The sequence below is a fragment of the Curtobacterium sp. NPDC087080 genome (assembly GCF_044745105.1).
In the GTDB taxonomy this organism is placed as follows: domain Bacteria; phylum Actinomycetota; class Actinomycetes; order Actinomycetales; family Microbacteriaceae; genus Curtobacterium.
In genome coordinates this window covers 304,128-328,127 of record NZ_JBIUZP010000003.1, presented here as the reverse complement: position 1 = coordinate 328,127, position 24,000 = coordinate 304,128, and the positions used below count along the sequence as shown (strand labels likewise).

Here is a 24,000-nt window from a genome sequence, read left to right as displayed (position 1 = left end):
GGGCGCGCGGCGGCCGGCGGGGGGGCCCCGGGGGCCGCCGCCGCGCCCCCCCCGGGGGGGGGGCGGGGCGCCCCGCCCCCCCCCCCCCCGGGGGGGGGGGGGGGGGCCCCGGCGCCCCCCCCCGCCTCCCGTCCGTCGTGTGGACGCCTCAGCGACGCAGCGTCGCCCTGGCGAGCCGGTTGCCGATGAACTGCCCGAGCTGGACGATCACCACGATCGCCGCCACCGACACGTAGACGATCCACCAGTCGTACCGCTGCGAGCCGTACACGATCGCGTACTCGCCCAGGCCGCCGCCACCGATCAGGGCACCCTGCGCCGTCATGTCGACGATGCCCACGAAGATGAACGTGTAGCCGAGGATGAGCGGTCCGACGCCCTCGGGGATGAGGACCGTCAGCAGGATCGACACCGGGTGCGCACCGGATGCCCGTGCGGCCTCGACCACCCCGGGGTCGACCGCGAGCAGGTTCTGCTCGACGATCCGGGACACCGCGAAGGACGCCGCGAGCGAGATCGCGAAGGTCACCGCGGGGACGCCGATGGTGGTCTGCACGGCGACGCGGGACAGCGGGGCGATCGCGGCCAGGAAGATCACGAACGGGATCGGGCGCACGATGTTCACGAGCACGTTGACGATCGTGTAGACCGCCCGGTTGCCGAGCAGGTTGCCCGGACGGGTCGCGTACAGGACCAGTCCGAGCGCCAGGCCGATCACACCGGCGAACACCAGGGAGACCAGGGTCATCACGAGGGTGTCGCGGATCGCGGCGAAGAACACGTCGGACGTGTCGATCACGCTCTGGAAGCCGTTGCCGTTCACGCTGCAGCCTCCTCGTCGACGGTGATCCGTCCGTCGCGCAGGGCACCGAGCGCGCGGTCGACGGCCGCGGGGTCGTCCGCGGTGAGCTCGTAGGTGAGCGAGCCGATGCGGCGTTCGCGGATCTCGCCGACCCCGCCGAACACGAGTTCGGCGGACACGCCTGCCGTGCGGAACGCGGCGTCGATCCGGTTCTGCAGGCCGACCTCGTCGGTGATCTGCACCGTGACCAGCCGGCCGCGGTGGTGCTGGCGCAGCCGGGCGAGCTGCTCGCCGGACGGGCGGTCGTGCAGGGCCGTGCGCACGAAGCGCTGGGCCGCCTGCGTCTGCGGCGAGGCGAACACGTCGTAGACGTCACCGACCTCGACCACGCGGCCGTTCTCCATGACGGCGACGCGGTCGGCGATCTGCCGGACGGCGTCCATCTCGTGCGTGATGACGACGATGGTGACGCCGAGCTCGCGGTTGACGCGACGGAGGAGCGCGAGGACCTCGGAGGTGGTGTCCGGGTCGAGGGCGCTCGTGGCCTCGTCGGCGAGCAGCAGCTCCGGGTTCGAGGCGAGCGCACGGGCGATGCCGACGCGCTGCTTCTGCCCGCCGGACAGCTGCTCGGGAAAGGCGTGGGCGCGCTCGAGCAGCCCGACGAAGTCGAGGAGCTCGGCCACGCGGCGGTCGCGCTCGGCCTTCGCGACCCCCGCGACCTTGAGCGGGTACGCGACGTTCCCGGCGATGGTGCGGGAGCGGAACAGGTTGAACTGCTGGAAGATCATGCCGATCTTCCGACGCGCCAGACGCCGTTCCTTCTCCGGGATCGCGGTGAGTTCCCGGCCACCCACCGTGACGCTGCCCGACGAGGGCAGCTCGAGGGCGTTGACGAGGCGGACCAGGGTGGACTTGCCGGCGCCGGAGTACCCGATGACGCCGAGGACCTCTCCCTGGTGCACGTCCAGGGAGACGTCCTCGACGGCCACCACGGTCTCGCCGGTGTCGGCGCGGCGGTAGTGCTTCGAGACGCCGCGGAGTTCGACGAGGGCGGGCACTACTGCTTGGCCGCCTTCGCGTCCTGCTCGACCTTCGCGAGCTCGTCCTGGAGCTTCGTGGCGCTCTCGTCGCGTGCGACGGCCTCGGGCAGGTCCTTCTTGAAGGCCTGCTGCACGGCGTCGTCCTGGAACAGCTTCGCCAGGTCGAGGTACGTCTCGTTGTCCTTGTCGGCGTCGCGGACCGCGAAGACGTTCACGTAGGGGGCGGCGCTCGCGCTGGCCGGGTCGTCCTGGAAGACGATGTCGCTGGTGGGGAGCTTCGCGGCGGTGGCGAAGTTGTTGTTCACGACGGCGGCGGCGACGGAGCCCTGCTGCAGCGCGTTCGCGGTCTGCGAGGCGTCGAGCGGCTGGACGTCGACCTTGGACGACTCGATGTCGGTCGTGGTCGAGAAGGCGGACCCGCCGTCCTTGAGTTCGAGCAGCTTCGCCGACTGCAGGATGAGGAGTGCACGCGCCTGGTTGATCGAGTCGTTCGGGATCGCGACCTTCGCGCCCTCGGGCAGCTCGCTCGGCTTCGAGTACTCCGTGGCGTACAGCGGCAGCGGGTACACGGCGGTGGAGCCGATCGGCTGCAGGTCGTCGTTCGAGGTGACGTTGTAGTCCGCCAGGTACTGGATGTGCTGGAACTGGTTGATGTCCAGCTGGCCGTCCTTGAGCGCGGGGTTCGGCAGCGAGTAGTCGGAGAAGTTGGTGAGCTTGACCGTGACGCCGAGCTCGTCCTTCGCGAGCTTCGTGTAGGTGCTCCAGTAGCCGAGCGACTTGTCGGCGACACCGATCGTCACGGTCTTGCCGGCGCCGTCACCGGAGGCAGCGCCGTCGGACCCGCCGGAGCGGACGGCCGCGACGACGACGGCGACGACGATCGCGACCACGACGACCACGGCGGCGATGATCCAGCCGACGGGACGCCTGCCCTTCGGCTTCTCGGGCAGGACGGGTGCTACGGACATGGGTGCTCCTCGTGGGGGACGTGCCCGGACGGGTGGCGCGGGACCGGGCGTGGCGGGCCCGGACGTCGGCGTGCACGGGCGGTGCGGTGGGGTGCCGCGGGCTGCGCGGCCAGGTTCCGAGTGTGGCTGCCCGCGGCGCGACACGCACGATGCGTTCCGCCGTGTTACATCTCCGCCGCCGTCCACGGGCGCCGCGTGGCGAGCGCGCGACCCTGCGCGGCTTGGTTGACTCGGAGCGTGCGCAGCATCGAACTCGTCCTCGACCCCGACTCCGACGCCGCCGTGCGCGCCGCGTGGGACGCCCTGACGGCAGCCGACCTGCCGAGCCTCGGCCGGTCGGGGACGAACGACCCGCACGTCACGCTCGCCGCGGGCGACGCGCTGCCGGTCCCGCAGGGCTTCGACGCACCCGTGCCGACGACGCTCCGGCTCGGCGGTCTCCTGCTGTTCCCCGCGGGTGCCGGACGGTCCGTGCTCGTCCGGGCCGTCGTCGCGGACCCGGTGCTGTCGGCCTTCCACACCGCGGTCCACCGGGTCGCACCGGACGCCGTGGAGACCTCGCTGCCCGGTGCCTGGTCGCCGCACGTCTCCTTCGCCCGTCGGGTGCGCGACGAGGACCTGCCCGCCGCCGTCGCGACGCTCCGGGCGACCCCGCTGCCCGAGACCCTGACGGTCGGCGGTGTCCGCCACTGGGACGGCGTGACGAAGACGGTGACGCCCGTCGGGTGATCGGTGGTCGCGCCCGTCGCGTGGTCCGCGGAGCGTGCGGATCCGGCCGGGAGGCGCGGCTCAGGTCCGCAGGACCCGCTCGCCGAACGCGGACGCGAACCGCCGCTCCGGGTCGGCCGCCGCCACCAGCCGCCGGAAGTCGGCCAGGCGCGGCCAGAGTGCCTCGACCGCGTCGGCGTCGAGCGAGCTCGTCTTGCCCCAGTGCGGTCGCCCGTCGAAGGGCGCGAGGCGTGCCTCGAGGTCCGGCAGCAGCGCTGCGACGGCCTCCGGGTGCTTCCGCCAGGTGAAGGCGATGCAGAGCACGTCCTCGCCCTGGGTGGGGCTGAGCCAGAACGGGTCGGCGGCCATCGTCCGGAGCTCGCAGACGTGCAGGTGCGGCTGGATGCGGTCGGCGAGCCCGCGGAAGGCGTCGAGTGCGGCGGCCGCGTGCCGCAGCGGGACGAAGTGCTCGCTCTGCACCTCGGACCCGACGCTCGGCACCGCGTCGATCGGGAAGTGCGGCAGCCGGTCCCACCACGGTCCCACCGTGCCGTCGCGGGCCGTGACGTGGCCGTCCGCCGGACGTCCCGGCAGCCTGGGCGCGCCGAGCAGTGCCTCCGGGACGTCGACGTCGTCGGCCCCGTCCGGTACGCGGGACTTCAGCAGCACCTCGCTGATCGCGTCCCCGAACACGGTGTACGAGCACACCGAGTAGGCGGCGGCGTGCACGTCGGCCACGTGCGCGACGAACCGGTCCCAGGGGATCGGTCCGTAGGAGTCCTGCCGCATCCGGTAGGACGGTTCGACGTCGACCTCGACGCGTGTGACGATACCGAGCAGCCCGAGGTGCAGCACGGCGCCGTCGAAGTCGTCGTCCCCGCGTCGGATCGTCCGCACCGTACCGTCCGCGCCGAGGAGCTCGAAGGACCGGACGGCGGTGCTGAGCGACCCGAGCGTCGTGCCGGAGCCGTGCGTGCCCGTGGCGATCGCGCCGCCCAGCGAGATGTGCGGCAACGAGCCGGTGTTGTGCAGGGCGACCCCGGCGGCGTCGAGGCGCGGCGCGACCACCCCGTACCGGGTGCCCGCACCCATCGAGGCCGTGCCGGCCGCGGTGTCCACGACCAGGTCGGTGGGGAGCCCGGTCAGGTCGAGCAGCACTCCGTGGGCGTCGGCGACGTCGTTGAACGAGTGGCGGGTGCCGAGCCCGTGCACCCGGGGTGACCGCGTGACGACGTCGGCGGCTTCCTCGAGGGAGCACGGCCGTTCCACCCGTTCGGCCGAGTAGGTGACCGTGCCGGACCAGTTGACCTCGCGCGCCGTCGACCGCATGCCGTCCACGATGCCACGCCGTCGTCGACGGGGCATCGCGGACCGCGGCCCGGTCCGGTGGTGTCCCGGGTCAGTGCATCGCAGGGGCGCCGGCGGAGGCGCCCTCGGGCGTGGCCGGGCGGCGGACGAACGCCGACGTCAGGATGCCGACGACCGAGATGACACCGCCGACGAGGAACGCGGTCCGCACGCCCGAGGCGGTCGCTGCGGCCACCCCGGCGGCGTCCGCGTCGGCGCCCGCCGTCGCGGCACCGATGGTCAGGAGCGTGACGAAGAGCGCCGTGCCCGCGGCACCGGCCAGCTGCTGCGCCGTGCCGAGCACCGCGCTGCCGTGCGAGTACAGCTTCGGCGGCAGGCCACCGAGCGCGGCGGTGAAGAGCGGCGTGAACGTCAGCGCGAGGCCGATGCTCAGCACGACGTGGGCACCGAGGACGAACCACACGCTCGTGTCGACTCCGACCGTGGAGAGCGCCCAGAGCACGGCACTGATGATGATCGATCCGGGGACGAGCAGCACCCGCGGTCCGCGGCGGTCGTAGATGCGACCGACCACGGGGGAGAGCAGCCCCATCAGCAGACCGCCCGGCAGCAGCAGGAGCCCGACGGTCAGGACCTCGAGCCCGAGCACGCGTTCGAGGTAGATCGGCAGCAGGATCAGCGTGCCGAACATCGCCATGAAGCTGATGCCCATCGCCACGATCGGGACGGTGAAGCCCTTCGTGCGGAAGGTGCGGAGGTCGAGCAGGGCGCTGTCGGTGCGCTGCAGGCGGGTCTGCCGGACGACGAAGAACGCCAGCGCCGCGAAGCCCACGACCAGGGCGAGGACGGGGACGAGCGGACCGGTCGAGCCGGCCTCGCCGAAGCTGGACAGTCCGAAGACGATCCCGCCGAACGCCACGGCGGACACCACGACCGACAGGACGTCGAGCGGCGCACGTCGGGGCGTGGTCACGTTGCGGACCTTGAGCACGCCGAGCACGAGCGCCGCGATCGCGATCGGCAGCACGAACCCGAACAGCCAACGCCACGAGAACGCATTGAGGATCAGGCCGGAGATCGTCGGGCCGACCGCGGGCGCGACCGAGATCACGATCGAGATGTTGCCCATGATCCGGCCGCGGTGGGCCGGCTCGACCAGGTTCAGGACGGTCGTCATGAGCAGCGGCATCATGATCGCGGTGCCGCTCGCCTGGACGATGCGACCGACGAGCAGCACGGGGAAGCCGGGGGCGGCCAGGGCGACGAGCGTGCCGACCGAGAAGAGCGCCATCGCCGTGATGAACACCTGCCGGGTGCTGAAGCGCTGCAGCAGGAACCCGGTGATCGGGATCACGACGGCCATGGTCAGCAGGAAGCCGGTGGTGAGCCACTGCCCGGTCGCCGCGGAGATGTCGAGGTCCTCCATGAGCCGCGGCAGCGCCACGCCCATGATCGTCTCGTTGAGGATGACGACGAACGCCGAGACGAGCAGCAGCCCGATCACGAGCCTGGTCTCGCCGGCGGAGGGCTGCGAGACGCTCCCGGTGCGCGGGGCGGAATCGACGGCCTGGGTCATGCGGGGCTCCTGGGAGTGACGGGGGAGTGACGACGGAGTGAAGGTGCGCACGGGAGTGACGGCGTGCACGACGGCACGGACTGCGCAGACGAGGCAACAGCCTGAACGGATCCGAGTATTCCGCTTCCGTGTGTCGTCCTCGTGAACACCCGACCCCGCGCGTGGTCAGCGCAGGATCGCGAACCCGTCGCCGTCGCCGTGCGGCACGACGTCGCGCCGGGCGACCTCGGTCACGGTGGCCGTCGGCGGGCCGGTGTGCAGGAACGCCAGGAGCGCCTCGACCGACTCGGACGGCCCCTCGGCCTCGACCTCGACCGTCCCGTCGAACAGGTTCCTGGCGTAGCCGTCGAGCTCCAGCCCGTCTGCCTTGCGCGCGGTCCAGTACCGGAAGCCGACCCCCTGCACCGAGCCGGACACCACGGCGTGCACCCTCGTCACCGTCGTCATGCGGTCACTGTAGGCACGCGTGGTCCCGGACACGTTACGGCTCTGTTCCGGTCTCGTGAACGGTGATAGTGTCATCGCAACCCGAACACTTAGAGTCATGATGACACGAACAGATCCCACCAGCATCCGCGTCGCGGTCTCCACCGTGATCGTCGCCCTGCGCCCGCACCCGGACACGGGTGCTCCGGCGCTGTGGATGCCGTTGGTGCGCCGCGTGACCGACCCCTTCGAGGGCTCGTGGGCGCTGCCGGGCGGTTGGGTCGGCCCGGACGAGGGGCTCGAGGACTCCGCCGCCGCGCGCCTCCGCGAGACGACGAACGTGCAGCCGCGCTACCTCGAGCAGCTCTACGCGTTCGGTGACGTCGACCGCTCGCCGAGCCGGGTCGTGTCGATCGTCTACTGGGCGCTCGTGCACCCGGACGAGGCCGAGTCCGTCCCCGACGACTGGAACGTCCGGTGGTTCCTGGCCGACGAGCACCCCGCGCTCGCGTTCGACCACGACCGCATCGTCGAGTACGCCCTGTGGCGCCTGCGCAACAAGATGTCGTACTCGCGCATCGCGCAGGCGTTCCTCGGCGACCGGTTCACCCTCGCCGAGCTCCGTGGCGTCTACGAGGCGGTGCTCGGCCGCACGCTCGACCCGGCGAACTTCCGCCGACAGGTCGCGCAGTCCGACGCCGTCATCGCGACGGACGAGACCACGAGCGGCGACCGGCACCGCCCGGCTCGGCTGTACCGCTCGAACCCCGACCTGGCCTACGCGGACAACGGCCCGCTGCAGCCCGCCCGCCCCCGGCCGTACCACCCGCAGAACCGATAGGAACCACAGTGTCCATCGCCACCACGATCGAGCTCATCTCCAACGGCAAGGCCGACGGCAGCACCTGCACGCCCGACCTCGCGGTGCCGACCTGGGACTTCGACGCCCGCCCCGGCTACGGTCCGGGTTCGTCGATGTCCGACGTCATCCCGACCTCGGCGCCGCGACAGGGACAGCTCCCGGACGAGTACAAGACCGCGAGCGACGACGAGCTGCACGCGCGCATCGAGCGGGCGAAGGCGACCCTGGGGGACCGCGTCGTGGTGCTCGGGCACTTCTACCAGCGCGACGAGGTCGTCCGACACGCCGACTTCCTCGGCGACTCGTTCCAGCTCGCGAACGCCGCCCTGACCAAGCCCGACGCCGAGGCCATCGTGTTCTGCGGGGTGCACTTCATGGCTGAGACGGCGGACGTCCTCGCCCGCGAGGACCAGCGCGTGATCCTGCCGAACCTCGCCGCGGGCTGCTCGATGGCGGACATGGCCGACATCGACAGCGTCGAGGCGGCCTGGGCCGAGCTCACCGCCGTCTACGGCACCGAGCCCGACGCCGACGGCCGCGTGCCGGTGATCCCCGTCACGTACATGAACTCCGCCGCCGACCTCAAGGCGTTCTGCGGCCGGAACGGCGGCATCGTCTGCACGTCGTCGAACGCGTCGACCGTGCTCGAGTGGGCGTTCGAGCGGGGGCAGCGCGTGCTGTTCTTCCCCGACCAGCACCTCGGCCGGAACACCGCGAAGGCCATGGGGATCAGCACCGACCGCATGCCGATGTGGAACCCCCGGAAGGCGCTCGGCGGCAACGACGAGCAGACCCTGCTCGACGCGCAGGTGGTCCTCTGGCACGGCTTCTGCTCGGTGCACCGCCGGTTCACCGTCGAGCAGATCGAGCAGGCCCGGCGTGAGGACCCGGGCGTGCAGGTCATCGTGCACCCCGAGTGCCCGATGGCGGTCGTCGACGCCGCGGACGCCGCCGGCAGCACCGACCTCATCCGCCGCACCGTCGCGGCCGCCACCGAACCGACGTCGTTCGCGATCGGCACCGAGATCAACATGGTGAACCGGCTCGCGGCCGAGTACCCGCAGCACCGGATCACGTGCCTCGACCCCGTCGTCTGCCCGTGCTCGACGATGTACCGGATCCACCCGGGCTACCTCGCCTGGGTGCTCGAGGCACTCGTCCGCGGCGAGGTCCTCAACGAGATCACGGTCCCCGCCGACGTCCAGGCCGACGCCAGGGTCGCGCTCGAGCGCATGCTCGCCGCGAAGCCCCGGGGCTGACGGACCGGCGGCCGAGGACACCGGAGAACGGGGACCGCACCGTGCACGTCGTCATCGTCGGGTCCGGCATCGCCGGGCTCACCACCGCGATCCGCGCCAGCGCCCGCCACGACGTCACACTGGTGACGAAGGGCGCGCTCGCCGACGGCGCCACCGCCGCCGCGCAGGGCGGCGTCGCCGTCGCGCTCGGAGCCGACGACACCGTCGCGCTCCACGAGCACGACACCCACACCGCCGCCGTCGGGAGCGCCGACGCGCGTGCCGTCGCGCTGCTCTGTGCCGACGGGCCGGCCCGGGTGCGCGACCTACTCGCGCTCGGTGTGCCGTTCGACCGGACGACGGATCCCGACTCCCTCGAGCGCCACGGCGACGACCTCGCCCGCGGGCGCGAGGCCGCCCACGGCCGCTGGCGGGTCGTGCACGCCGACGGCGACGCCACCGGTGCCGCGATCGAACGCACCCTGGTCGCCGCCCTGCTCCGCCGTCACGTGACGGTGCTCGAGCGGACGTGCCTCACCGACCTGGTCGTCCGGGACGGCGCGGTCGTCGGCGTCGACGTGCTCGACCTGTTCGGCGAGCCCCGACGCATCGATGCGGACACGGTCGTGCTCGCCTCCGGTGGCGCCGGCCACCTGTACCGCGAGACGACGAACCCGCTGGTCGCCACGGGCGACGGGGTCGCCGCCGCCTGGCGCGCCGGTGCCGTCCTCGCCGACCTGGAGTTCGTCCAGTTCCACCCGACCCGCCTGGCCGTCCCCGACGGCGGACTCCTGTCCGAGGCGGTCCGCGGCGAGGGAGCCGTCCTCCGCGACGCGGCCGGTCGACGGTTCATGACCGCCGTGCACCCGGACGCCGAACTCGCGCCGCGCGACGTCGTCGCCCGTGGCATCGCGGCCGCCGTCCGCGACCAGGGCGGCACCCCCGTGCTCCTGGACGCCACGGGGCTCGGAGCGGACCGGCTCGTCACGCGGTTCCCCGGCCTCACCCGCGCCACCCGTGCGGCCGGCTACGACTGGACCCGCGAGGGCGTCCCCGTCGCCCCGGCCGCGCACTACGCGATGGGCGGGATCGCGACCGACAGCGAGGGCCGCACCAGCCTCCCCGGACTCCTCGCCGTCGGCGAGGCCGCCTGCACCGGCGTCCACGGCGCCAACCGGCTCGCGTCCAACTCGCTGCTCGAGGGACTCGTGTTCGGCGTGCGCACGGCCGACGCCGTCGACACGCCGCGACCCGCCCGGTTGCGCCTGCGCGGCGACGCGGGCCTGCCGGTGCACACCGTGCCCGACGACCGGGTGGGCGTGGCGGCGGACCCGCACCGTGCCTCCCGGCCGGACGGGACTGCACCGGACGGGCCGGAACCGTCGGGATCGGAGCCGTCGGGACCGGACCCGACCCGGCACCGGACGGACGACGAGCGACTGCCTGGAGGCCCGCCCCGCCCCGACCGTGCCACCCACCTCCGGCAGGCGGTGCAGACCGAGATGACGGAGCGGGTCGGGCTGCTCCGTGACGCGGACGGACTGGCGGCCGCGCGTCGCGCGCTCGCCGCGCTCCGGCCGCCGGTGGCGCGCTCCGTGCGGGACCACGAGGACCGCGCCCTGCTCGACCTCGCGCGGATCACGGCGCTCGCCGCCGAGGCCCGCACCGAGTCCCGCGGCGCGCACGCCCGGACCGACCACCCGGACACCGACCCCGCCGCGCCGGTGTCGGTCGGGTGGTCCCGGGCCGTCGGCGACCGACACCCACCGACCGTCCACGCCGCCGCGTCCGACCGTTCCGCCCACGCCCAGCAGGGAGTCCCCGCATGACCGCCACCGTCCCCGCCACCGACACCGACGACGTGTCCGACCACGTGTCCGGCGTCCGGCCCGCCGGACCGTCCGACCCCGGGGCCGTCCCGCCGCACGCCCTGCGCCGGGTGATCGAGACCGCGCTCGAGGAGGACGCTCCGTGGGGAGACGTCACCAGCGAGACCCTCATCCCCGTCGAGGCCCGCGCGACCGCGACCCTGACCGCCCGCGAGCCAGGCGTGCTGTCCGGCGGCGAGGTCTTCGCCGCCGTGATGCAGGCCGTCGACCCCGCCGTGCGGACCGAGCTGCACCTGTCCGACGGTCGGACGTTCGCGGCCGGGCAGGTCCTGGCGACCGTGGAGGGGCCCGCGCGCTCGGTGCTCCGCGCCGAACGGGTCGGGCTCAACCTGGTGCAGCGGATGTCCGGCATCGCGACCGTCACCGCGCAGTACGTCGCGGCGGTCGCGGGGACCGGCACGCGGGTCGCCGACACCCGCAAGACGACGCCGGGCCTCCGCGCCCTCGAGCGCTACGCCGTGCGCTGCGGTGGTGGGCACAACCACCGGAACTCGCTGTCCGACGCCGTCCTCGCCAAGGACAACCACCTGGCCGTGCTGCTCGCCGGCGGCACCTCGATCGGCGACGCCGTCCGCGATGCCCGCGGTCGGCTCGGGCACACCGTCCACCTCGAGGTCGAGGTGGACCGGCTCGACCAGGTCGAACCCGTCGTGTCCGCCGGGGTCGACACGATCATGCTCGACAACTTCACGCCGGAGCAGCTCGTCGAGGGGGTGCGCCTGGTCGCCGGCCGGGCGCTCGTCGAGGCCTCCGGCGGGGTGTCGCTCGAGACCGTGGGCGCGATCGCGCGGACCGGGGTCGACGTGGTGTCGGTCGGGGCGCTCACCCACTCGGCCCGGGCGCTCGACCTCGGGCTCGACATCGACGTCACCGCTGCGCTCGCCGGTGACGGCGCCCGGGTGACCGGCGGCTGACACGGTGTTCTACCTCGACCGCGCCGCGACCACGCCGGTCCGCCGTGAGGTGCTCGAGGCGATGTGGCCGTACCTGACCGGCGTCTTCGGCAACCCGTCCTCCACACACGGGGTGGGCGACGCGGCCGCACGGGGGCTCGCCGACGCCCGAGCGACCATCGCCCGGTTCCTCGGGTGCCGTCCCGGTGAGGTCGTCCTGACCACCGGCGGCACCGAGGGGGCGAACGCCGCCGTGAAGGGGATCGCGCTCGCCTCGCCCCGCGGGCGGCACGTCGTCACGAGTGCGATCGAGCACGAGGCGGTGCTCGAGAGCTGCCGGTACCTGGAGCGGCACCACGGCTTCACGGTGACGCTCGTGCCGGTCGAGCACGACGGTACGGTCACCCCCGAGGCACTCGCGCGAGCCGTCCGTCCGGACACCACGCTCGTCTCGGTGGCGCACGCCGACAACGAGATCGGCACCGTGCAGGACCTCCCGGCGCTCGCTGCGGTCGCGCACGGCGTCGGCGCCCGGTTCCACACCGACGCCGTGCAGAGCGCGCCGTGGCTGCCCCTCGGCCTCGACCTGCTCGGCGTCGACGCGATCTCGTTCTCCGGGCACAAGCTCGGCGCGCCGAAGGGCACCGGTGCCCTGGCCGTGAGGGGCGGGGTACGGCTCGAGCCGCTGCTGCACGGCGGGGGACAGGAGCGGGGGCGGCGATCCGGCACCGAGGACGTCGCGGGCGCCGTCGCCCTCGCCACCGCGGTGTCGCTCGTCGAGGCCTCCCGGGAGGTCGCCGCTGCCCGCGCGACCACGACCAGGGACGCCGTCGTCGAGGGGGTGCTGGCCTCGGTGCCCGGTGCCGTGCTGACCGGAGCCGCATCGTCGGGGACCCGGACGCGCCGGCTCCCGGGACACGCGTCGTTCTGCTTCCCGGGGGTGCCTGGCGGTCCGGCGGCGGTCAACGGCGAGACCGTGCTGCTCGAGCTCGAGGCGCGTGACGTCGTGTCCTCGTCGGGCAGTGCCTGTGCCGCGGGGAGCACCGAGGCCTCCCACGTCCTCACCGCGCTCGGACTCCCGGAGGACACCGCACGCACGGCCCTCCGGCTCACGTTCGACGCCGGCCTGACCGACGCGGACGTCCCCGTGGTGGTGGAGGCGGTCGCCGCGTCGGTCGCCGCCGTCCGCGACCTCGGGAGGGCGTACTAGACGTTCTACTCCATAGTTGGGGTGGTGTCCCCCCTTCTGCGGACAGTGATCTTCCGTCACGATGGGGTCATGGCGAACGCGATCACGACCCGGCACCGACAGGAGGCCCCCTTCCGTGCGGTGCAGCTCCTGCCGGCTCCGGCGACCGTGGTGGCGCTCGCCCTCGCCGCGCAGCACGACCTCGGCACCGCCCCGCTCGGCGCCATCGCGACGGTGGGGGCACTCGCCACCGTCGTGAGTGCCCTGCTCCCGACGGTCGGCACCGCGGCACTCCGTCGAGCCATGCCCGCACCCAGCGAGACGGACCGGTACCGAGGAGACACCGAACGACCCTGAGGATCACCCGAGGCCAGCACCGCGCCGCCCCGTCCCCCCGCTGGGGCCCGCGGTGCTCCTGACCGGACGCAGTACCCCTGACCGTGTCCGGCGCCGGACACGACATCCCCTGTCGTCGTGTCCGAGCGGCCACCGCGCCCGTCGTGGACGTGGCGCCGGACCCTGACCGGCGCCACACCCCCCTGTCAGTCCACGGCGGGCTGCGGTGGCGTCGCGCTCCTCGGGTCAGTGCGTCGGCGCGGGCGGCTCCGGGACACCCGGCCAGACGTAGTCCAGGTCGTCGGGCACGTCGGGGAACAGCGGTCGGTAGTGCTCCGGTGCCTTCTGCACGAGCTTCGACCGGTGCGACTCGTGCACCGCCGGGTCGGTGTTCCACGCGGGGACGGCGAACTCGCCGCGCTCGTACGCCACCAGGTCCTCGGGCACCAGGCCGAGGTCGGCGAGCGTCTTCTCCAGGCAGGTGTCCGCGTGCCCGCGCTCGAGCCACACCCGGCACGTCGCGTCCTGGTACGCCATGAGCGCCGGACGGTACCCCCGCCACATCGCGACGACCGGGTGGTGCTGCCAGCCGTAGTCCGGCAGGGTCAGTGCCCGCATCACCTGCAGGGTCTCGACGCGCTGCTTCCCGAGCCGCTTGTCGTCGAGCACCTCGGCCGAGGCGCGGAAGTCGGCGTACGGCAGGAACGTCTGCATCACCCGGACGGTACCCGCGGGCGCTGGACCGCGACACAAGTCGTCACACCCGGGCAGGCCCTCCGACGACGTGTGAGCATCGACCGCATGGACGGAGCACTCGTCGTCGGCGTCAGCGGCAGCCCATCGGACCCCTCGCGTACCTCGACCCTGGTCGCGGCGACGGTGGCGCGCCTGGCGGAGGACCTGCCCGACGCCCGGACCGCACAGGTCGAGATCGGGCCCCTGCTCGCGGACCTCGGCGCCGCACCCTCGCGCGAGGCGATGTCGGCCGGGACCCGCCGGGCACTCGAGACCGTCGAGGCCGCGGACGTGCTCGTCGTCGGCAGCCCGGCGTTCCGCGCGGCGTACTCCGGTGCCTTCAAGCTCTTCTTCGACTGGGTCGGGCAGTACGACCTGGTCGACACCCCCGTGCTCCTCACCGCCACGGGCGGCAGCGACCGGCACGCACTCCTCGTCGAGCACCAGATGCGGCCGCTGTTCGGCTTCTTCCAGTCGACGACCCTGCCCCTCGGCGTGTTCGGCAACGAACGGGACTTCACCAAGCGCGAGGGCGGCTACGACATCGCGAGCGTGGACCTCGAGCTGCGCATCGACCAGGCCGTCCGGCGAGCGCTGCCGATCGTCCGCGGCGGGTTCGCCGCCGTCGGTGCCGACGACGTCCGGCGTCCCGCCGACTTCTAGCCGCCGCACGCCCGCCGCCCCGCGCCCCCGGTCGCACGACGTGCCGCCGGCGGTCGTCCAGGTCGCAGGACTTGCCGTCGTGGGAGAAGGTGAGCGGCAAGTCGTGCGACCGGAGGGATCCGGACCGGACGGGGCGGACGGGAGGCGCGGGGCGGGCGGGTGCCGCGCCTCCAGGCCGTCAGTCGGTGGGGTCGGCCACCAGGGACGCGACGTGGGCGACCGCCAGGCGGTAGCCGTCGGCGCCCGCGCCGGCGATGACCGCGGTCGCCGCGGTCGCGACGTGGTCGACGTGCCGGAACGGCTCGCGCTTCCACGTGTTCGACAGGTGCACCTCGACGACGGGGACGCTCAGCGCCTCGACCGCGTCGTGGAGTGCGACCGAGGTGTGCGCGTAGGCGGCGGGGTTGATGACCACCCCGACGAAGTCGTCGAGCGCCTCGTGGAGCCACTCGACGAGCTCGCCCTCGCGGTTGGTCTGTCGGAAGTCCGCCTCGAGCTCATGGACCGCCGCCTCGGTGTGCACGATGGCCTCGAGCTCGGCGAGCGACACCGTGCCGTACTGGGCCGGGTCGCGCCGTCCGAGGATGTCGAGGTTGGGCCCGTTCAGGACGAGGATCCGCCGCGGGCGTGTCGTGGTGTCGGTGGCCGGCTCGCTCATGGGGGAGAGCCTACCGAGCGACGGGGCGGCGGCAACGGCGACGGATGCGTCGGGTGTGTGAACGGTCACATCGCGGTGTAACGTTCCCGCTCGGGTCGGCGCAGTTGCCGACTGCAACACACTGATGTGGAGATCGCATGGTTCTCGCTGCGGCGACCAACGGGATCCGGCTCGAACTGGGCTGGGTCGACTACTTGATGATCATCGTGTACTTCGCGGTGGTCATCGGCATCGGGTTCACCGCCCGCAAGCAGGTGCGGACGAGCATGGACTTCTTCCTGTCCGGCCGCTCGATGCCGGCCTGGATCACCGGCCTGGCGTTCGTGTCGGCGAACCTCGGTGCGACCGAGATCCTCGGCATGGCGGCGAACGGCGCGCAGATCGGCATGGCGACGCTGCACTACTACCTCATCGGTGCCGTGCCCGCGATGGTGTTCCTCGGCCTCGTGATGATGCCCTTCTACTACGGGTCCAAGGTCCGGTCGGTGCCGGAGTTCATGCTCCGCCGCTTCGGCAAGGCGCCGCACCTGGTGAACTCGATCGCGTTCGCGGTGTCGAACGTGCTCATCGCCGGCATCAACCTCTACGCGATGGCGATCGTCATCGAGGCCATGCTCGGCTGGCCGGAGTGGCTCGCCATCCTGGTGTCCGCCGCGTTCGTGCTCGCGTACATCACCCTCGGTGGCCTGAGCAGCGCGATCTACAACGAGGTCATGCAGTTCTTCGTGATCATCGCCGGCCTCGTGCCGCTGACGATCGTCGGCCTGCACCGCGTCGGCGGCTGGGGTGGCCTGACCGAGGCGATCAAGCAGACCCAGGGCGTGCAGCACCTGCAGGCCTGGACGGGCACCGGCATCGGCGACGTGACGAACCCGATCGGGGCGAACTGGCTCGCCATCGTGCTCGGCCTCGGTTTCGTGCTCTCCTTCGGCTACTGGACGACGAACTTCACCGAGGTGCAGCGTGCGTTCTCGGCGAAGAACATGTCGGCCGCCCGCCGGACCCCGCTCATCGCGGCGATCCCGAAGCTCTTCATCCCGTTCATCGTCGTCGTGCCGGGTCTCATCGCCGCGGCCGTCGTGGGCAACCAGTTCGCCTCGGGGGAGCTGACCTACAACGACGCCATCCCGAAGCTCATCCAGATGTACCTGCCGACCGGTGTGCTCGGCATCGCGGTGACGGGTCTGCTCGCCTCGTTCATGGCGGGCATGGCGGCGAACGTGTCCTCGTTCAACACCGTCTTCACGTACGACATCTGGCAGCGCTACATCAAGCCGAACATGCCCGACCTGCACTACCTGAAGACCGGCCGCTGGGTCACGGTCGTCGGCGTGGTCGTCGGCATCGGCACGGCGTTCCTCGCCGCGCAGGCCGGCAACATCATGACCTACATGCAGACGCTGTTCTCGTTCTTCAACGCCCCGCTGTTCGGCGTCTTCATCCTCGGACTGCTCTGGAAGCGGATGACCACCCAGGGCGCGCTCTGGGGCTACGTGCTCGGCATCGTCACGCCGACGATCACCTGGATCGCCTACCTGGTGAACCCGTCGCTCTTCTCGACCGCGACCGCGGAGACGATGTACGGCGCGATCATCTCGTTCGTCACGGTGCTCGTCGTGGGCGTGCTCGTCTCGCTCGCCACGAAGCCGAAGGACGTGTCGGAGCTCGGCGGCCTCGTGTACGGCGTCGGCAAGATCGACATGACAGCCGGGGCCGTCGCGACGGACACCGCCTGGTACCGCTCGCCCGCGCTGCTCGGCACCGTCGCGCTCGTGCTCTGCGTCGCCCTCTACCTGCCGTTCCTCTAGGCCCGGACCCGAAGGAGTACTCCCATGCGTGAGGACACCACGAAGCTCACCGAGGAGCAGGCGGCCCTCGTCCGCTCCACCCGCCGACTCGACCTGCGCCGCATCCTCGGCGGCCTGTTCGTGCTCTACGGCGTGATCACCACCATCGTCGGGATCGTCCACTGGGACACCGACCCCGAGAAGACCGGCGGCATCCACATCAACCTGTGGGTCGGGTTGTCGCTGCTCGTCGGCGGGCTGCTCTTCTTCCTGTGGGACCGGTTGAACCCGGTGCCGGCGGAGGACATCGTCGGCCAGGCCGAGGCCGAGGCCGACCAGCGCGCCGCGGGCGAGGGGCGCGAGCGGGTCTGAGCTCGCCCCTGCGGGAACGGGCACACCTGCTGAGAACGGGCGTACCTGGTCGGTCGATCCGACCAGGTACGCCCGTTCTCGCTTCCCACTTCAAGCGTTCTGGGGGACACCGGGCGCCCCGGAGGCCCATGGGGCTTGACGGTGTCGTTCGGCATGCCCAGCATTGACATGTCGGTCGGGTGCTGCTCGGCCGGAAGTGAGCCCCGGAGTTTCCTGCAGCCAGCGCGGGACCGGGGTTTTGCGCTGTCCTGGGCTGGTAAACGACCACGAGGACGTCGTCGGCGCGGGCCGGCAGCAACCCGCGAGCATGCGCACCGCATGCGATGTCCGCGAGTGCAAGGAATGGCTCATCGACAGGTTGACGGCCGCGGCTGGCCGTCAATAGCATCGACATGTCGGCGGAGTGTTCTCCGTCGGAAGTGATCCCCGGATTACCTGCAGCCAGCGCGGGGCCCGGGGATCTGCGCTGTCGAGACCGCTCGCCCCGTCGACCCCGCCGTAGCGTACGACATTCCAGTGCCCGTGCGGCCCGGACAGTTGCGGACCGCGCACCGCAGGGCCAGGTTGGTGATGACGAAGGGAACCACCGTGGAACAGATGGTGTTCATCAACCTGCCGGTCGCCGACCTCGACCGAGCAGTCGGCTTCTACGAGGCGCTCGGGTACACGGTGAACCCGGAGTTCACCGACGAGACCGCCGCGTGCATCGTCGTCAGCAGCACCGTGTACGTGATGCTCCTCACCCACGCGAAGTTCGGTGAGTTCACGGACAAGACGATCGCCGACCCGAGCACGATCGAGGTCATCAACTCGCTGAGCGCAGCCTCGAAGGACGAGGTGCACCGCATCGTCGACGCCGCCGTCACGAGCGGCGGGAACGAGGACCGCCCCGAGACGGACCTGGGGTTCATGTACCAGCGCAGCTTCACCGACCCGGACGGCCACCGGTGGGAGTACGTCTGGATGGACCAGGCCGCGATGACGGGCGACGAGACCGAAGGGTGACCAGCGTCGTCGGTGCGTTCGGCCAGGATGGACGGGTGAGCGACGACTCGACGGCGACCCCCGACGACCCGACGGCGACCCCCGACGGCCTGGTGACGGGTGAGGACGGCCTCGCACGTCCGGTCTGGGCCGCGACCGACCCGATGCTCCGCGAGTACTACGACACCGAGTGGGGCATGCCGGTCCGCGACGAACGGGGGGTGTTCGAGCGGCTGTCGCTCGAGGCCTTCCAGTCCGGACTGTCCTGGCGAACGATCCTGGCCAAGCGCCCCGCCTTCCGAGCGGCCTTCGCGGACTTCGACCCGGACGTGGTCGCGACCTTCGGCGACGACGACGTCGAGCGTCTGATGGGGGACGCCGGCATCGTCCGGAACCGGGCGAAGATCCGCGCGACGATCATGAACGCGAACGCGACGATCGCCCTGCGTGCCGACGGCGGCCTCGCCGACCTCGTGTGGTCCTTCCGGCCGGACGCGACACCGGCGCCGCGGACGATCGCCGAGGTCCCGACGACGAGCGACGCGTCCGTGGCCCTGTCGAAGGCCCTGCGGAAGCGCGGGTTCGCGTTCGTCGGGCCCACGACGATGCACGCCCTGATGGAGGCACTCGGCATCGTCGACACGCACCTCCTCGGCAGTCACCGTCGCGGCACGTCCGGCGTCTGGGCCTGACGGAGACCGAGCCCGACGACGCGGCCGAGGCGGACGGCGTCTCGGGCCCGCGTCGACCCTGCTCAGTCGAGCGGGAGCTGCATCTGCGTCGCCGTGACGCGGTAGCCGAGGGAGGCGTACAGGTCCTGCGCGCCGGTGTTGTACCCGAACACGTTGAGCCCGATGCTCGCGGCGCCGTGCTCGCGGGCGACACGCTGTCCGGCCTCGAGCGCTCGACGGGCGTGGCCGCGGCGGCGGTGCTGTTCCTCGACCTCGACGTCGAAGACCCACCACTCGGTGCTGCCCGGCGAGAACGGTCCGATCCAGAGGTAGCCCACGACGGTGTCCTCGTCGTCGACCAGGTCCCAGACGAAGTGGTCGGGCAGGGGCGCCCCGTCCGGGAACCACTGGTCGAGCGACCGCTGCTTGTTCGCCTCGGCCTGCTCGCGGGTCTCGCCGGCCCGCATCCGCGAGTCCACGTACTCCGCCATCGTGCGGTCCAGCCAGGCCGGGAGGCGCGTGGCCGGCATCGGGACGAGCCGCGTGTCCGTCACCGGTTGCCCTTGGACCCGCGCTTCGGCTTGCCGTTGCCGAGCCGCTGGGTGCCCGGTCGTCCCGACCCGCGCGGCTTGCGGGCGTTCTTGCCGCCCGCCTTGCCGCCGGCGCTCTGCTTCGCGGTGGCCTTGCCGCCGCCGGAGCGGACTCCGCTGCCGGAGCCGCGGCCGGCTCCGGAGCCGTCCCGTGCACCGCGCGAGCCGCTGTCGTCGGCGTCCGTCGCGCCTCCCGGGCGGTCCGCGGCGTTCCGCGAGCTGTTGGCGGTGCGGCCACGGACCACGCCGATGAACTCCTCGGTCGTGTCGGACGCGTCGGCGTCGCGCCACACGAGGGCGATCCGGGTGCCCGCAGCGCCGTCGAGCGGCTTCGCCACGAGGTCCTTGCGGCTGGCCGCGCGGAAGAGGGACTGCGGGAGCACGACGACGCCGACGTTCGCCTCGACGAGGTCGAGGGCAGCGGTCACGTCCTCCGGCACCGGGCCGGCGTCGACGACGTGCACGCCGTCCAGGTCGGCCTCGGCCACGACGTCGGAGGAGGCGAGGGGTGCGTCCTTCGGCATCGCGACGACGGCGGTCTCGGTCCACAGCGGGATGGCGTTGAGGTGCGCGCCGACGGGCATCCGCGCGAAGGCCATGTCCGCCTCGCCGGTGAGTGCCTCGTCGACCTCGGTCGGGCCGATCGGCAGCAGGCCGAGCTCGGCGTCCGGGAAGCGTTCCCGCCAGACCCGGACCCACTTCGCGGGGGAGACCCCCGGGACGAAGGCGATGGTGAGGGCCGCGGTCATGCAACCGAGTGTAGGGGCCGTACCCTGGTACGCATGGCGCAGGAACAGACGATGAAGCCCGAGACGGCTGCGAAGAAGCTCGGCATCCTGCTGGCGGCAGCCCCGGAGTCGTTCCGCGCGGAGCCGGTCACCCGGACCGCCTTCGACGAGCTCCGCACGCAGCCGCCGGCGTGGCTCGAGGAACTCCGTCGCGACGGGCCGCACCCGCGTCCGGTCGTCGCGCAGAAGCTCGGCGTGTCGATCTCCGGCCTCGTGCGTGCCGGCGTCGACGAGCCCCTGACCACCGCCGAGGTCAAGGCGCTGCTGCAGGAGATGCCCGAGTGGCTGGTGCGCGAGCGTGCGACGCAGGCCGAGGTGCACGCCGAGAACGCCCGCGTGAAGCAGGAGCGCGCCGACAAGGCCGCTGCCCGCGCCCAGGACTGACCGACCGGACCCACCCCGGACGCAGCTCGCCATGACCGCCGTGCACGAGACCGTCGCCGACGCGATGCTCGTCGTGCCGCAGTTCGCGTCGGTGTGCTGCATCGTGGGGGACCGCTACCGGCCCCGTCCCGCCGTGATCGTCCCCGCCGCCGTGATGCTCGTGGCGATGGTGCTCCCCGTCGTGCAGGCCGGCCCGTCGTGGACGCTGCTCGCCGCCACCGCGCTGCTGCTGCTGGCGCCGCTGCCGGTGCTGCGGCGCCGGCGCCCCGACGGACGCCGGGCGGAGCCGATGGACGTGCACCGGGCGCTGTCCTCGGTCGTCATGGCCGGCATGCTGCTGATGGGGCACGCCGCCGGTCTCGCCGACGGGCACGCCGGCCACGGGATCGCGCTGTCCGCGGTGCTCGGCGCCGGGGTGATCGGCTACTGCGGGTTCAGCGGCTGGCTGCTCCGGTACGAGTGGGCGCGCGAGGACCGTCGTGCCGTCCGCAGCGGTGAGGTCTTCGCGATGACGGTGGCCGTGGTCGGGATGACCCTGGCGATGTAGCGCGGGCGCGGAGTGCCGCGACCCGACGCCGGGGCCCTCCGGCGGTAACGTTCGGGGCGTGTCCGACCGAACCGTCCGTCGCCCCGACCCCGCGCCGCGCCTCGACGAGGTCGACGAGCGCATCCTCTGGACCCTCGCGGCCGATGCCCGGATCCCCAACAACCGGTTGGCCGCTGCGGTCGGGGTCGCGCCGTCCACCTGCCTCACGCGCGTGCGGGCACTCGAGGACGCCGGGATCATCCGCGGCTACCGGGCGGACGTCGACGTCGCCGGGCTCGGGTTCGCGATCGAGGCGATGGTGTCCGTCCGGGTGCACGCCGCGGCCCGGCACGAGCTCCGCGACTTCGCGAAGCGCCTGCTCCGGGTGCCCGTCGTGCAGGACGTCTCGTTCCTCGCCGGTGACAAGGACTTCCTGGTGCACATCGCGTGCACCTCGACCGAGCAGCTGCGGGACTTCGTCGCCGACGAGCTGAGCGGGGACCCGGCGGTGGCGACGACGCAGACGAACATCGTCTTCGAACGGCTCGTCGCGGACCGGGCGCACCAGGGTCGGTCGTTCGACGAGCTGCGGCGCTGGCGCGCCTGACCCCGACCGACGACGCCCGCGCCCGGCCCCGCCCGGACCGACCACGTCCCGCCCGCGCGGGATCCGGACGGCAGGACGACTAGCGAGTGCGCGTCATCGGGACGTGTGGGATGGCGTCCTCGAGGAAGTCGTCACCGGACCGCACGAACCCGAAGCGGCCGTACCACTGCTCGAGGTGCGCCTGGGCGTTGATCGCGATCGACGACGAGCGGGACTCCGCGATCGCCGCTTCCATGAGCTGCGCTCCGAGCCCCTGCGACCGGGCGTGCCGGGCGGTGGCGACGCGACCGATGCGCTCCGTGCCGTCGTCCTCGCGCAGCAGTCGGAGCGTGGCGTCGACCGAGCCCTGACCGGCCCAGAACTGCACCGTGCCCGGCTCGAGGTCGCGGCCGTCGATGTCCGGGTAGGCGCACTCCTGCTCGACGACGAAGACGTCCTGCCGGAGCCGGAGGATCTCGTGCAGCGTCACGATGTCGAGGTTGCGCGTCGGGGCGGAGAAGATCGAGACCACGTGCGGCCTTTCCTGAGAATTCCTTCCGAGACCGGTTCCGGTCCGGGATCGATCGGCGTACAGTGCCGGTCAACCACTCTACGTGCGCAGCCGAGATCAGGAGGTGAGCGCATGGACCAGCCGTTGCGCGACCCCTGGCGCGCGCTGCTCCGGACCGTCGGCGTCGGCGTCGGTGTCGCCGCTGCGCTCGTGCTGCTCTCGCTGCTCCTCGGCGCCCGTCCGGCCGCAGCGGCCGAGGGTGCTCCCCAGCAACGCGGGCTGGTCGGCGGGCTGGTCCAGGAAGTCGGTGGGACGGTGCAGGGCGCCGCGGACGGTGTCCGCGAGGTCGTCGACCGTGCGGTCGCCCCCGCCCGCACGGCCGTCGCTCCGCCCGCCGTGGCTCCGGCTCCTGCGCCGGTTCCGGCTGCTCCCGCTCCCGCGCGACCGGTCCCGGCCGCGCCGCCGGTGCAGCACGCCGCGCCGGCCGCCCCCGCGGCACCGGCCGCCCAGCAGGCTCCGGCCCCGCAGCCGGCCCCGGCCCCGCAGCATGTCCCCGCCGTCCCGCAGACTGCGCCGGCTCCGGCGCCCCTCCCGACCGGCGCCGCCGCGGTCCCGGCCACGCCGACGACCGCCGGCGAGGCGACCGAGGCGAGCAGTGCCTCCCGGCCGCTCACCGGCACCCTCACCGGCGTCCTCCAGCCCGTCACCGAGACGGTGCAGTCGGTCTCCGACGCCCGCCCCGTGGCGGGCGTCGTCGACGCCGTCGACGGCGTGGTCGGTGCGCTCCCGGTGACCCGCGACCTGCTCGGCGGCGACACCGTCGGCAGCGTGACCGCACCGGTCACCGGCATCGTCGACGACGTGGTCGGTGGTGTCGGGTCGACCGTCGGCTCGCTGCCCGGGACGGTCGAGCAGGTCCTCCCGCCGGTCGAGGACGCACTCCCGCCCCTCCTGCCGCTCCCCGTGACGCCGGCCCTGCCGCCCCTCCTGCCGGGAGGCGCGCTGCCCGTCCCGGAGACCGCGCCGACTCCGGTGGGTGGCTCGGTCGGACTCCCCGGGGACACCCGGCCGAGCGCACCCGCTGCCGCCTCGTCCACCGCCGCCACGGCTGCTCCGGACGCCGCGCGCGCTGCGCTGGTCGCGACCGCCGCTGCTCCGGCACCGGCCGACGGGGCACGTGACCGCGGCATCGTCGCCGACCGCTCCACGGCCGCGACCGTCGTCGGTGCCGCCGCCCCGGTCGCGGCGACGGTCGGCGGCGCAGCACTCCGCGTCCCGGCGGACGGTGACGGCCACGACGGCCTCCCGTCCGGCCCGGGTGTCTCGGGCACCACCGGCGGTGCCTCCTCCGGGTCCGCGGGCGCTGCGCCCGTCGCACTCGACGGCACGTCCGGTGTCCGGTTCTCCCTCGCCGCGGGGTCGCGCGGCAACCTCGCCGACGACGTGGTCCCCGCGTCCGTCGTCGGCGACCACGACGTCGCTCCTGACTGAGATCGGTGCGCCTGTCCGG

The 24,000-nt window shown here is 72.8% G+C and carries 27 protein-coding genes; 16 read left to right on the top strand and 11 right to left on the bottom strand.

The window, feature by feature from the left end:
* Positions 1-148: 148 nt before the first annotated feature.
* From ACIPEQ_RS09830 to ACIPEQ_RS09820, 3 genes are read right to left on the bottom strand one after another with little or no spacing between them, the layout of a single operon-like run.
* The gene (locus ACIPEQ_RS09830; protein WP_402714984.1) at positions 149-823 is read right to left on the bottom strand and encodes a methionine ABC transporter permease; all 675 of its coding nucleotides are present in this window, start codon (positions 821-823) and stop codon (positions 149-151) included.
* Complete coding sequence (locus ACIPEQ_RS09825; RefSeq protein ID WP_402714983.1) at positions 820-1,860, bottom strand: methionine ABC transporter ATP-binding protein; 1,041 nt, start codon at positions 1,858-1,860, stop codon at positions 820-822. Before ACIPEQ_RS09825 ends, ACIPEQ_RS09830 begins: the two co-directional genes overlap by 4 nt.
* Entirely contained in the window at positions 1,860-2,810 is a 951-nt protein-coding gene (locus ACIPEQ_RS09820; RefSeq protein ID WP_402714982.1) for a MetQ/NlpA family ABC transporter substrate-binding protein, read from the bottom strand. The genes ACIPEQ_RS09825 and ACIPEQ_RS09820 overlap by 1 nt, the downstream gene beginning before the upstream one ends.
* 237 nt (positions 2,811-3,047) lie before the next feature.
* Between ACIPEQ_RS09820 and ACIPEQ_RS09815 the strand changes: the two genes are divergently transcribed.
* Positions 3,048-3,539: a 2'-5' RNA ligase family protein gene (locus ACIPEQ_RS09815; RefSeq protein WP_402714981.1), complete on the top strand. Its 492-nt coding sequence runs from the start codon at positions 3,048-3,050 to the stop codon at positions 3,537-3,539.
* 60 nt (positions 3,540-3,599) lie between these two features.
* Here ACIPEQ_RS09815 and ACIPEQ_RS09810 read toward each other — a convergent pair whose 3' ends face one another.
* The 3 genes from ACIPEQ_RS09810 to ACIPEQ_RS09800 all read right to left on the bottom strand — a co-directional run bounded on the left by ACIPEQ_RS09810 (position 3,600) and on the right by ACIPEQ_RS09800 (position 6,849).
* The gene (locus ACIPEQ_RS09810) at positions 3,600-4,847 is read right to left on the bottom strand and encodes a D-arabinono-1,4-lactone oxidase (protein WP_402714980.1); all 1,248 of its coding nucleotides are present in this window, start codon (positions 4,845-4,847) and stop codon (positions 3,600-3,602) included.
* A 70-nt stretch (positions 4,848-4,917) separates the two neighbouring features.
* Positions 4,918-6,402, bottom strand: coding sequence for an MDR family MFS transporter (locus ACIPEQ_RS09805; RefSeq protein ID WP_402714979.1), 1,485 nt, complete (start codon positions 6,400-6,402; stop codon positions 4,918-4,920).
* A gap of 165 nt (positions 6,403-6,567) precedes the next feature.
* Positions 6,568-6,849, bottom strand: a complete 282-nt coding sequence (locus ACIPEQ_RS09800; protein ID WP_174234739.1) for an acylphosphatase — start codon at positions 6,847-6,849, stop codon at positions 6,568-6,570.
* Positions 6,850-6,946: 97 nt separating this feature from the next.
* On the opposite strand from ACIPEQ_RS09800, the gene ACIPEQ_RS09795 reads away from it, so the two are divergent.
* The 6 genes from ACIPEQ_RS09795 to ACIPEQ_RS09770 all read left to right on the top strand — a co-directional run bounded on the left by ACIPEQ_RS09795 (position 6,947) and on the right by ACIPEQ_RS09770 (position 13,256).
* Positions 6,947-7,669, top strand: coding sequence for an NrtR DNA-binding winged helix domain-containing protein (locus ACIPEQ_RS09795; protein ID WP_402714978.1), 723 nt, complete (start codon positions 6,947-6,949; stop codon positions 7,667-7,669).
* Positions 7,670-7,677: 8 nt separating this feature from the next.
* Positions 7,678-8,949: a quinolinate synthase NadA gene (gene nadA, locus ACIPEQ_RS09790; protein ID WP_402714977.1), complete on the top strand. Its 1,272-nt coding sequence runs from the start codon at positions 7,678-7,680 to the stop codon at positions 8,947-8,949.
* A 41-nt stretch (positions 8,950-8,990) separates the two neighbouring features.
* Entirely contained in the window at positions 8,991-10,757 is a 1,767-nt protein-coding gene (locus tag ACIPEQ_RS09785) for an L-aspartate oxidase (RefSeq protein WP_402714976.1), read from the top strand.
* On the top strand, positions 10,754-11,731 hold the full coding sequence (gene nadC / locus ACIPEQ_RS09780) for a carboxylating nicotinate-nucleotide diphosphorylase (RefSeq protein WP_402714975.1): 978 nt from the start codon (positions 10,754-10,756) through the stop codon (positions 11,729-11,731). The genes ACIPEQ_RS09785 and nadC overlap by 4 nt, the downstream gene beginning before the upstream one ends.
* 4 nt (positions 11,732-11,735) lie before the next feature.
* Complete coding sequence (locus tag ACIPEQ_RS09775) at positions 11,736-12,920, top strand: cysteine desulfurase family protein (protein ID WP_402714974.1); 1,185 nt, start codon at positions 11,736-11,738, stop codon at positions 12,918-12,920.
* 69 nt (positions 12,921-12,989) lie between these two features.
* A complete protein-coding gene (locus ACIPEQ_RS09770; RefSeq protein WP_126892220.1) occupies positions 12,990-13,256 on the top strand; it encodes a hypothetical protein in 267 nt (88 codons plus the stop codon).
* Between the two features lie 225 nt (positions 13,257-13,481).
* On the opposite strand, the gene ACIPEQ_RS09765 is transcribed toward ACIPEQ_RS09770, so the two are convergent.
* On the bottom strand, positions 13,482-13,949 hold the full coding sequence (locus tag ACIPEQ_RS09765) for an MSMEG_6728 family protein (RefSeq protein WP_250368292.1): 468 nt from the start codon (positions 13,947-13,949) through the stop codon (positions 13,482-13,484).
* A gap of 87 nt (positions 13,950-14,036) precedes the next feature.
* On the opposite strand from ACIPEQ_RS09765, the gene ACIPEQ_RS09760 reads away from it, so the two are divergent.
* The gene (locus ACIPEQ_RS09760) at positions 14,037-14,633 is read left to right on the top strand and encodes an NAD(P)H-dependent oxidoreductase (RefSeq protein ID WP_126892222.1); all 597 of its coding nucleotides are present in this window, start codon (positions 14,037-14,039) and stop codon (positions 14,631-14,633) included.
* Between the two features lie 178 nt (positions 14,634-14,811).
* On the opposite strand, the gene aroQ is transcribed toward ACIPEQ_RS09760, so the two are convergent.
* Complete coding sequence (aroQ, locus tag ACIPEQ_RS09755; protein ID WP_402714973.1) at positions 14,812-15,291, bottom strand: type II 3-dehydroquinate dehydratase; 480 nt, start codon at positions 15,289-15,291, stop codon at positions 14,812-14,814.
* Positions 15,292-15,428: 137 nt separating this feature from the next.
* On the opposite strand from aroQ, the gene ACIPEQ_RS09750 reads away from it, so the two are divergent.
* The 4 genes from ACIPEQ_RS09750 (at position 15,429) to ACIPEQ_RS09735 (ending at position 19,126) form a co-directional block, all read left to right on the top strand.
* Positions 15,429-17,099 carry a sodium:solute symporter family protein gene (locus ACIPEQ_RS09750; protein ID WP_066655354.1) on the top strand — a complete coding sequence of 557 codons (1,671 nt, stop codon included), beginning with the start codon at positions 15,429-15,431 and terminating at the stop codon, positions 17,097-17,099.
* Positions 17,100-17,123: 24 nt separating this feature from the next.
* The gene (locus tag ACIPEQ_RS09745) at positions 17,124-17,450 is read left to right on the top strand and encodes a hypothetical protein (RefSeq protein WP_194074877.1); all 327 of its coding nucleotides are present in this window, start codon (positions 17,124-17,126) and stop codon (positions 17,448-17,450) included.
* A 570-nt stretch (positions 17,451-18,020) separates the two neighbouring features.
* The gene (locus tag ACIPEQ_RS09740) at positions 18,021-18,455 is read left to right on the top strand and encodes a VOC family protein (protein ID WP_402714972.1); all 435 of its coding nucleotides are present in this window, start codon (positions 18,021-18,023) and stop codon (positions 18,453-18,455) included.
* A 35-nt stretch (positions 18,456-18,490) separates the two neighbouring features.
* Positions 18,491-19,126, top strand: coding sequence for a DNA-3-methyladenine glycosylase I (locus ACIPEQ_RS09735; protein ID WP_402714971.1), 636 nt, complete (start codon positions 18,491-18,493; stop codon positions 19,124-19,126).
* A gap of 62 nt (positions 19,127-19,188) precedes the next feature.
* Here ACIPEQ_RS09735 and ACIPEQ_RS09730 read toward each other — a convergent pair whose 3' ends face one another.
* Together ACIPEQ_RS09730 and ACIPEQ_RS09725 are read right to left on the bottom strand one after the other, a co-directional pair.
* Positions 19,189-19,659, bottom strand: a complete 471-nt coding sequence (locus ACIPEQ_RS09730; protein WP_402714970.1) for a GNAT family N-acetyltransferase — start codon at positions 19,657-19,659, stop codon at positions 19,189-19,191.
* Positions 19,656-20,444, bottom strand: a complete 789-nt coding sequence (locus ACIPEQ_RS09725) for a LysR family substrate-binding domain-containing protein (protein ID WP_402714969.1) — start codon at positions 20,442-20,444, stop codon at positions 19,656-19,658. Before ACIPEQ_RS09725 ends, ACIPEQ_RS09730 begins: the two co-directional genes overlap by 4 nt.
* 33 nt (positions 20,445-20,477) lie before the next feature.
* Between ACIPEQ_RS09725 and ACIPEQ_RS09720 the strand changes: the two genes are divergently transcribed.
* From ACIPEQ_RS09720 to ACIPEQ_RS09710, 3 genes are read left to right on the top strand one after another with little or no spacing between them, the layout of a single operon-like run.
* On the top strand, positions 20,478-20,867 hold the full coding sequence (locus ACIPEQ_RS09720) for a DUF5997 family protein (protein ID WP_250368287.1): 390 nt from the start codon (positions 20,478-20,480) through the stop codon (positions 20,865-20,867).
* 31 nt (positions 20,868-20,898) lie between these two features.
* Positions 20,899-21,414 (top strand): hypothetical protein, encoded by a 516-nt coding sequence (locus tag ACIPEQ_RS09715; protein WP_402714968.1) that lies wholly within the window; start codon positions 20,899-20,901, stop codon positions 21,412-21,414.
* A 58-nt stretch (positions 21,415-21,472) separates the two neighbouring features.
* Positions 21,473-22,000 carry an Lrp/AsnC family transcriptional regulator gene (locus ACIPEQ_RS09710; protein ID WP_126892229.1) on the top strand — a complete coding sequence of 176 codons (528 nt, stop codon included), beginning with the start codon at positions 21,473-21,475 and terminating at the stop codon, positions 21,998-22,000.
* A 79-nt stretch (positions 22,001-22,079) separates the two neighbouring features.
* Here the strand turns inward: ACIPEQ_RS09710 and ACIPEQ_RS09705 are convergent, their stop codons facing one another.
* The gene (locus ACIPEQ_RS09705) at positions 22,080-22,511 is read right to left on the bottom strand and encodes a GNAT family N-acetyltransferase (RefSeq protein WP_126892230.1); all 432 of its coding nucleotides are present in this window, start codon (positions 22,509-22,511) and stop codon (positions 22,080-22,082) included.
* A 111-nt stretch (positions 22,512-22,622) separates the two neighbouring features.
* Between ACIPEQ_RS09705 and ACIPEQ_RS09700 the strand changes: the two genes are divergently transcribed.
* On the top strand, positions 22,623-23,981 hold the full coding sequence (locus tag ACIPEQ_RS09700; protein WP_402714967.1) for a hypothetical protein: 1,359 nt from the start codon (positions 22,623-22,625) through the stop codon (positions 23,979-23,981).
* The last annotated feature ends 19 nt before the right edge of the window (positions 23,982-24,000 follow it).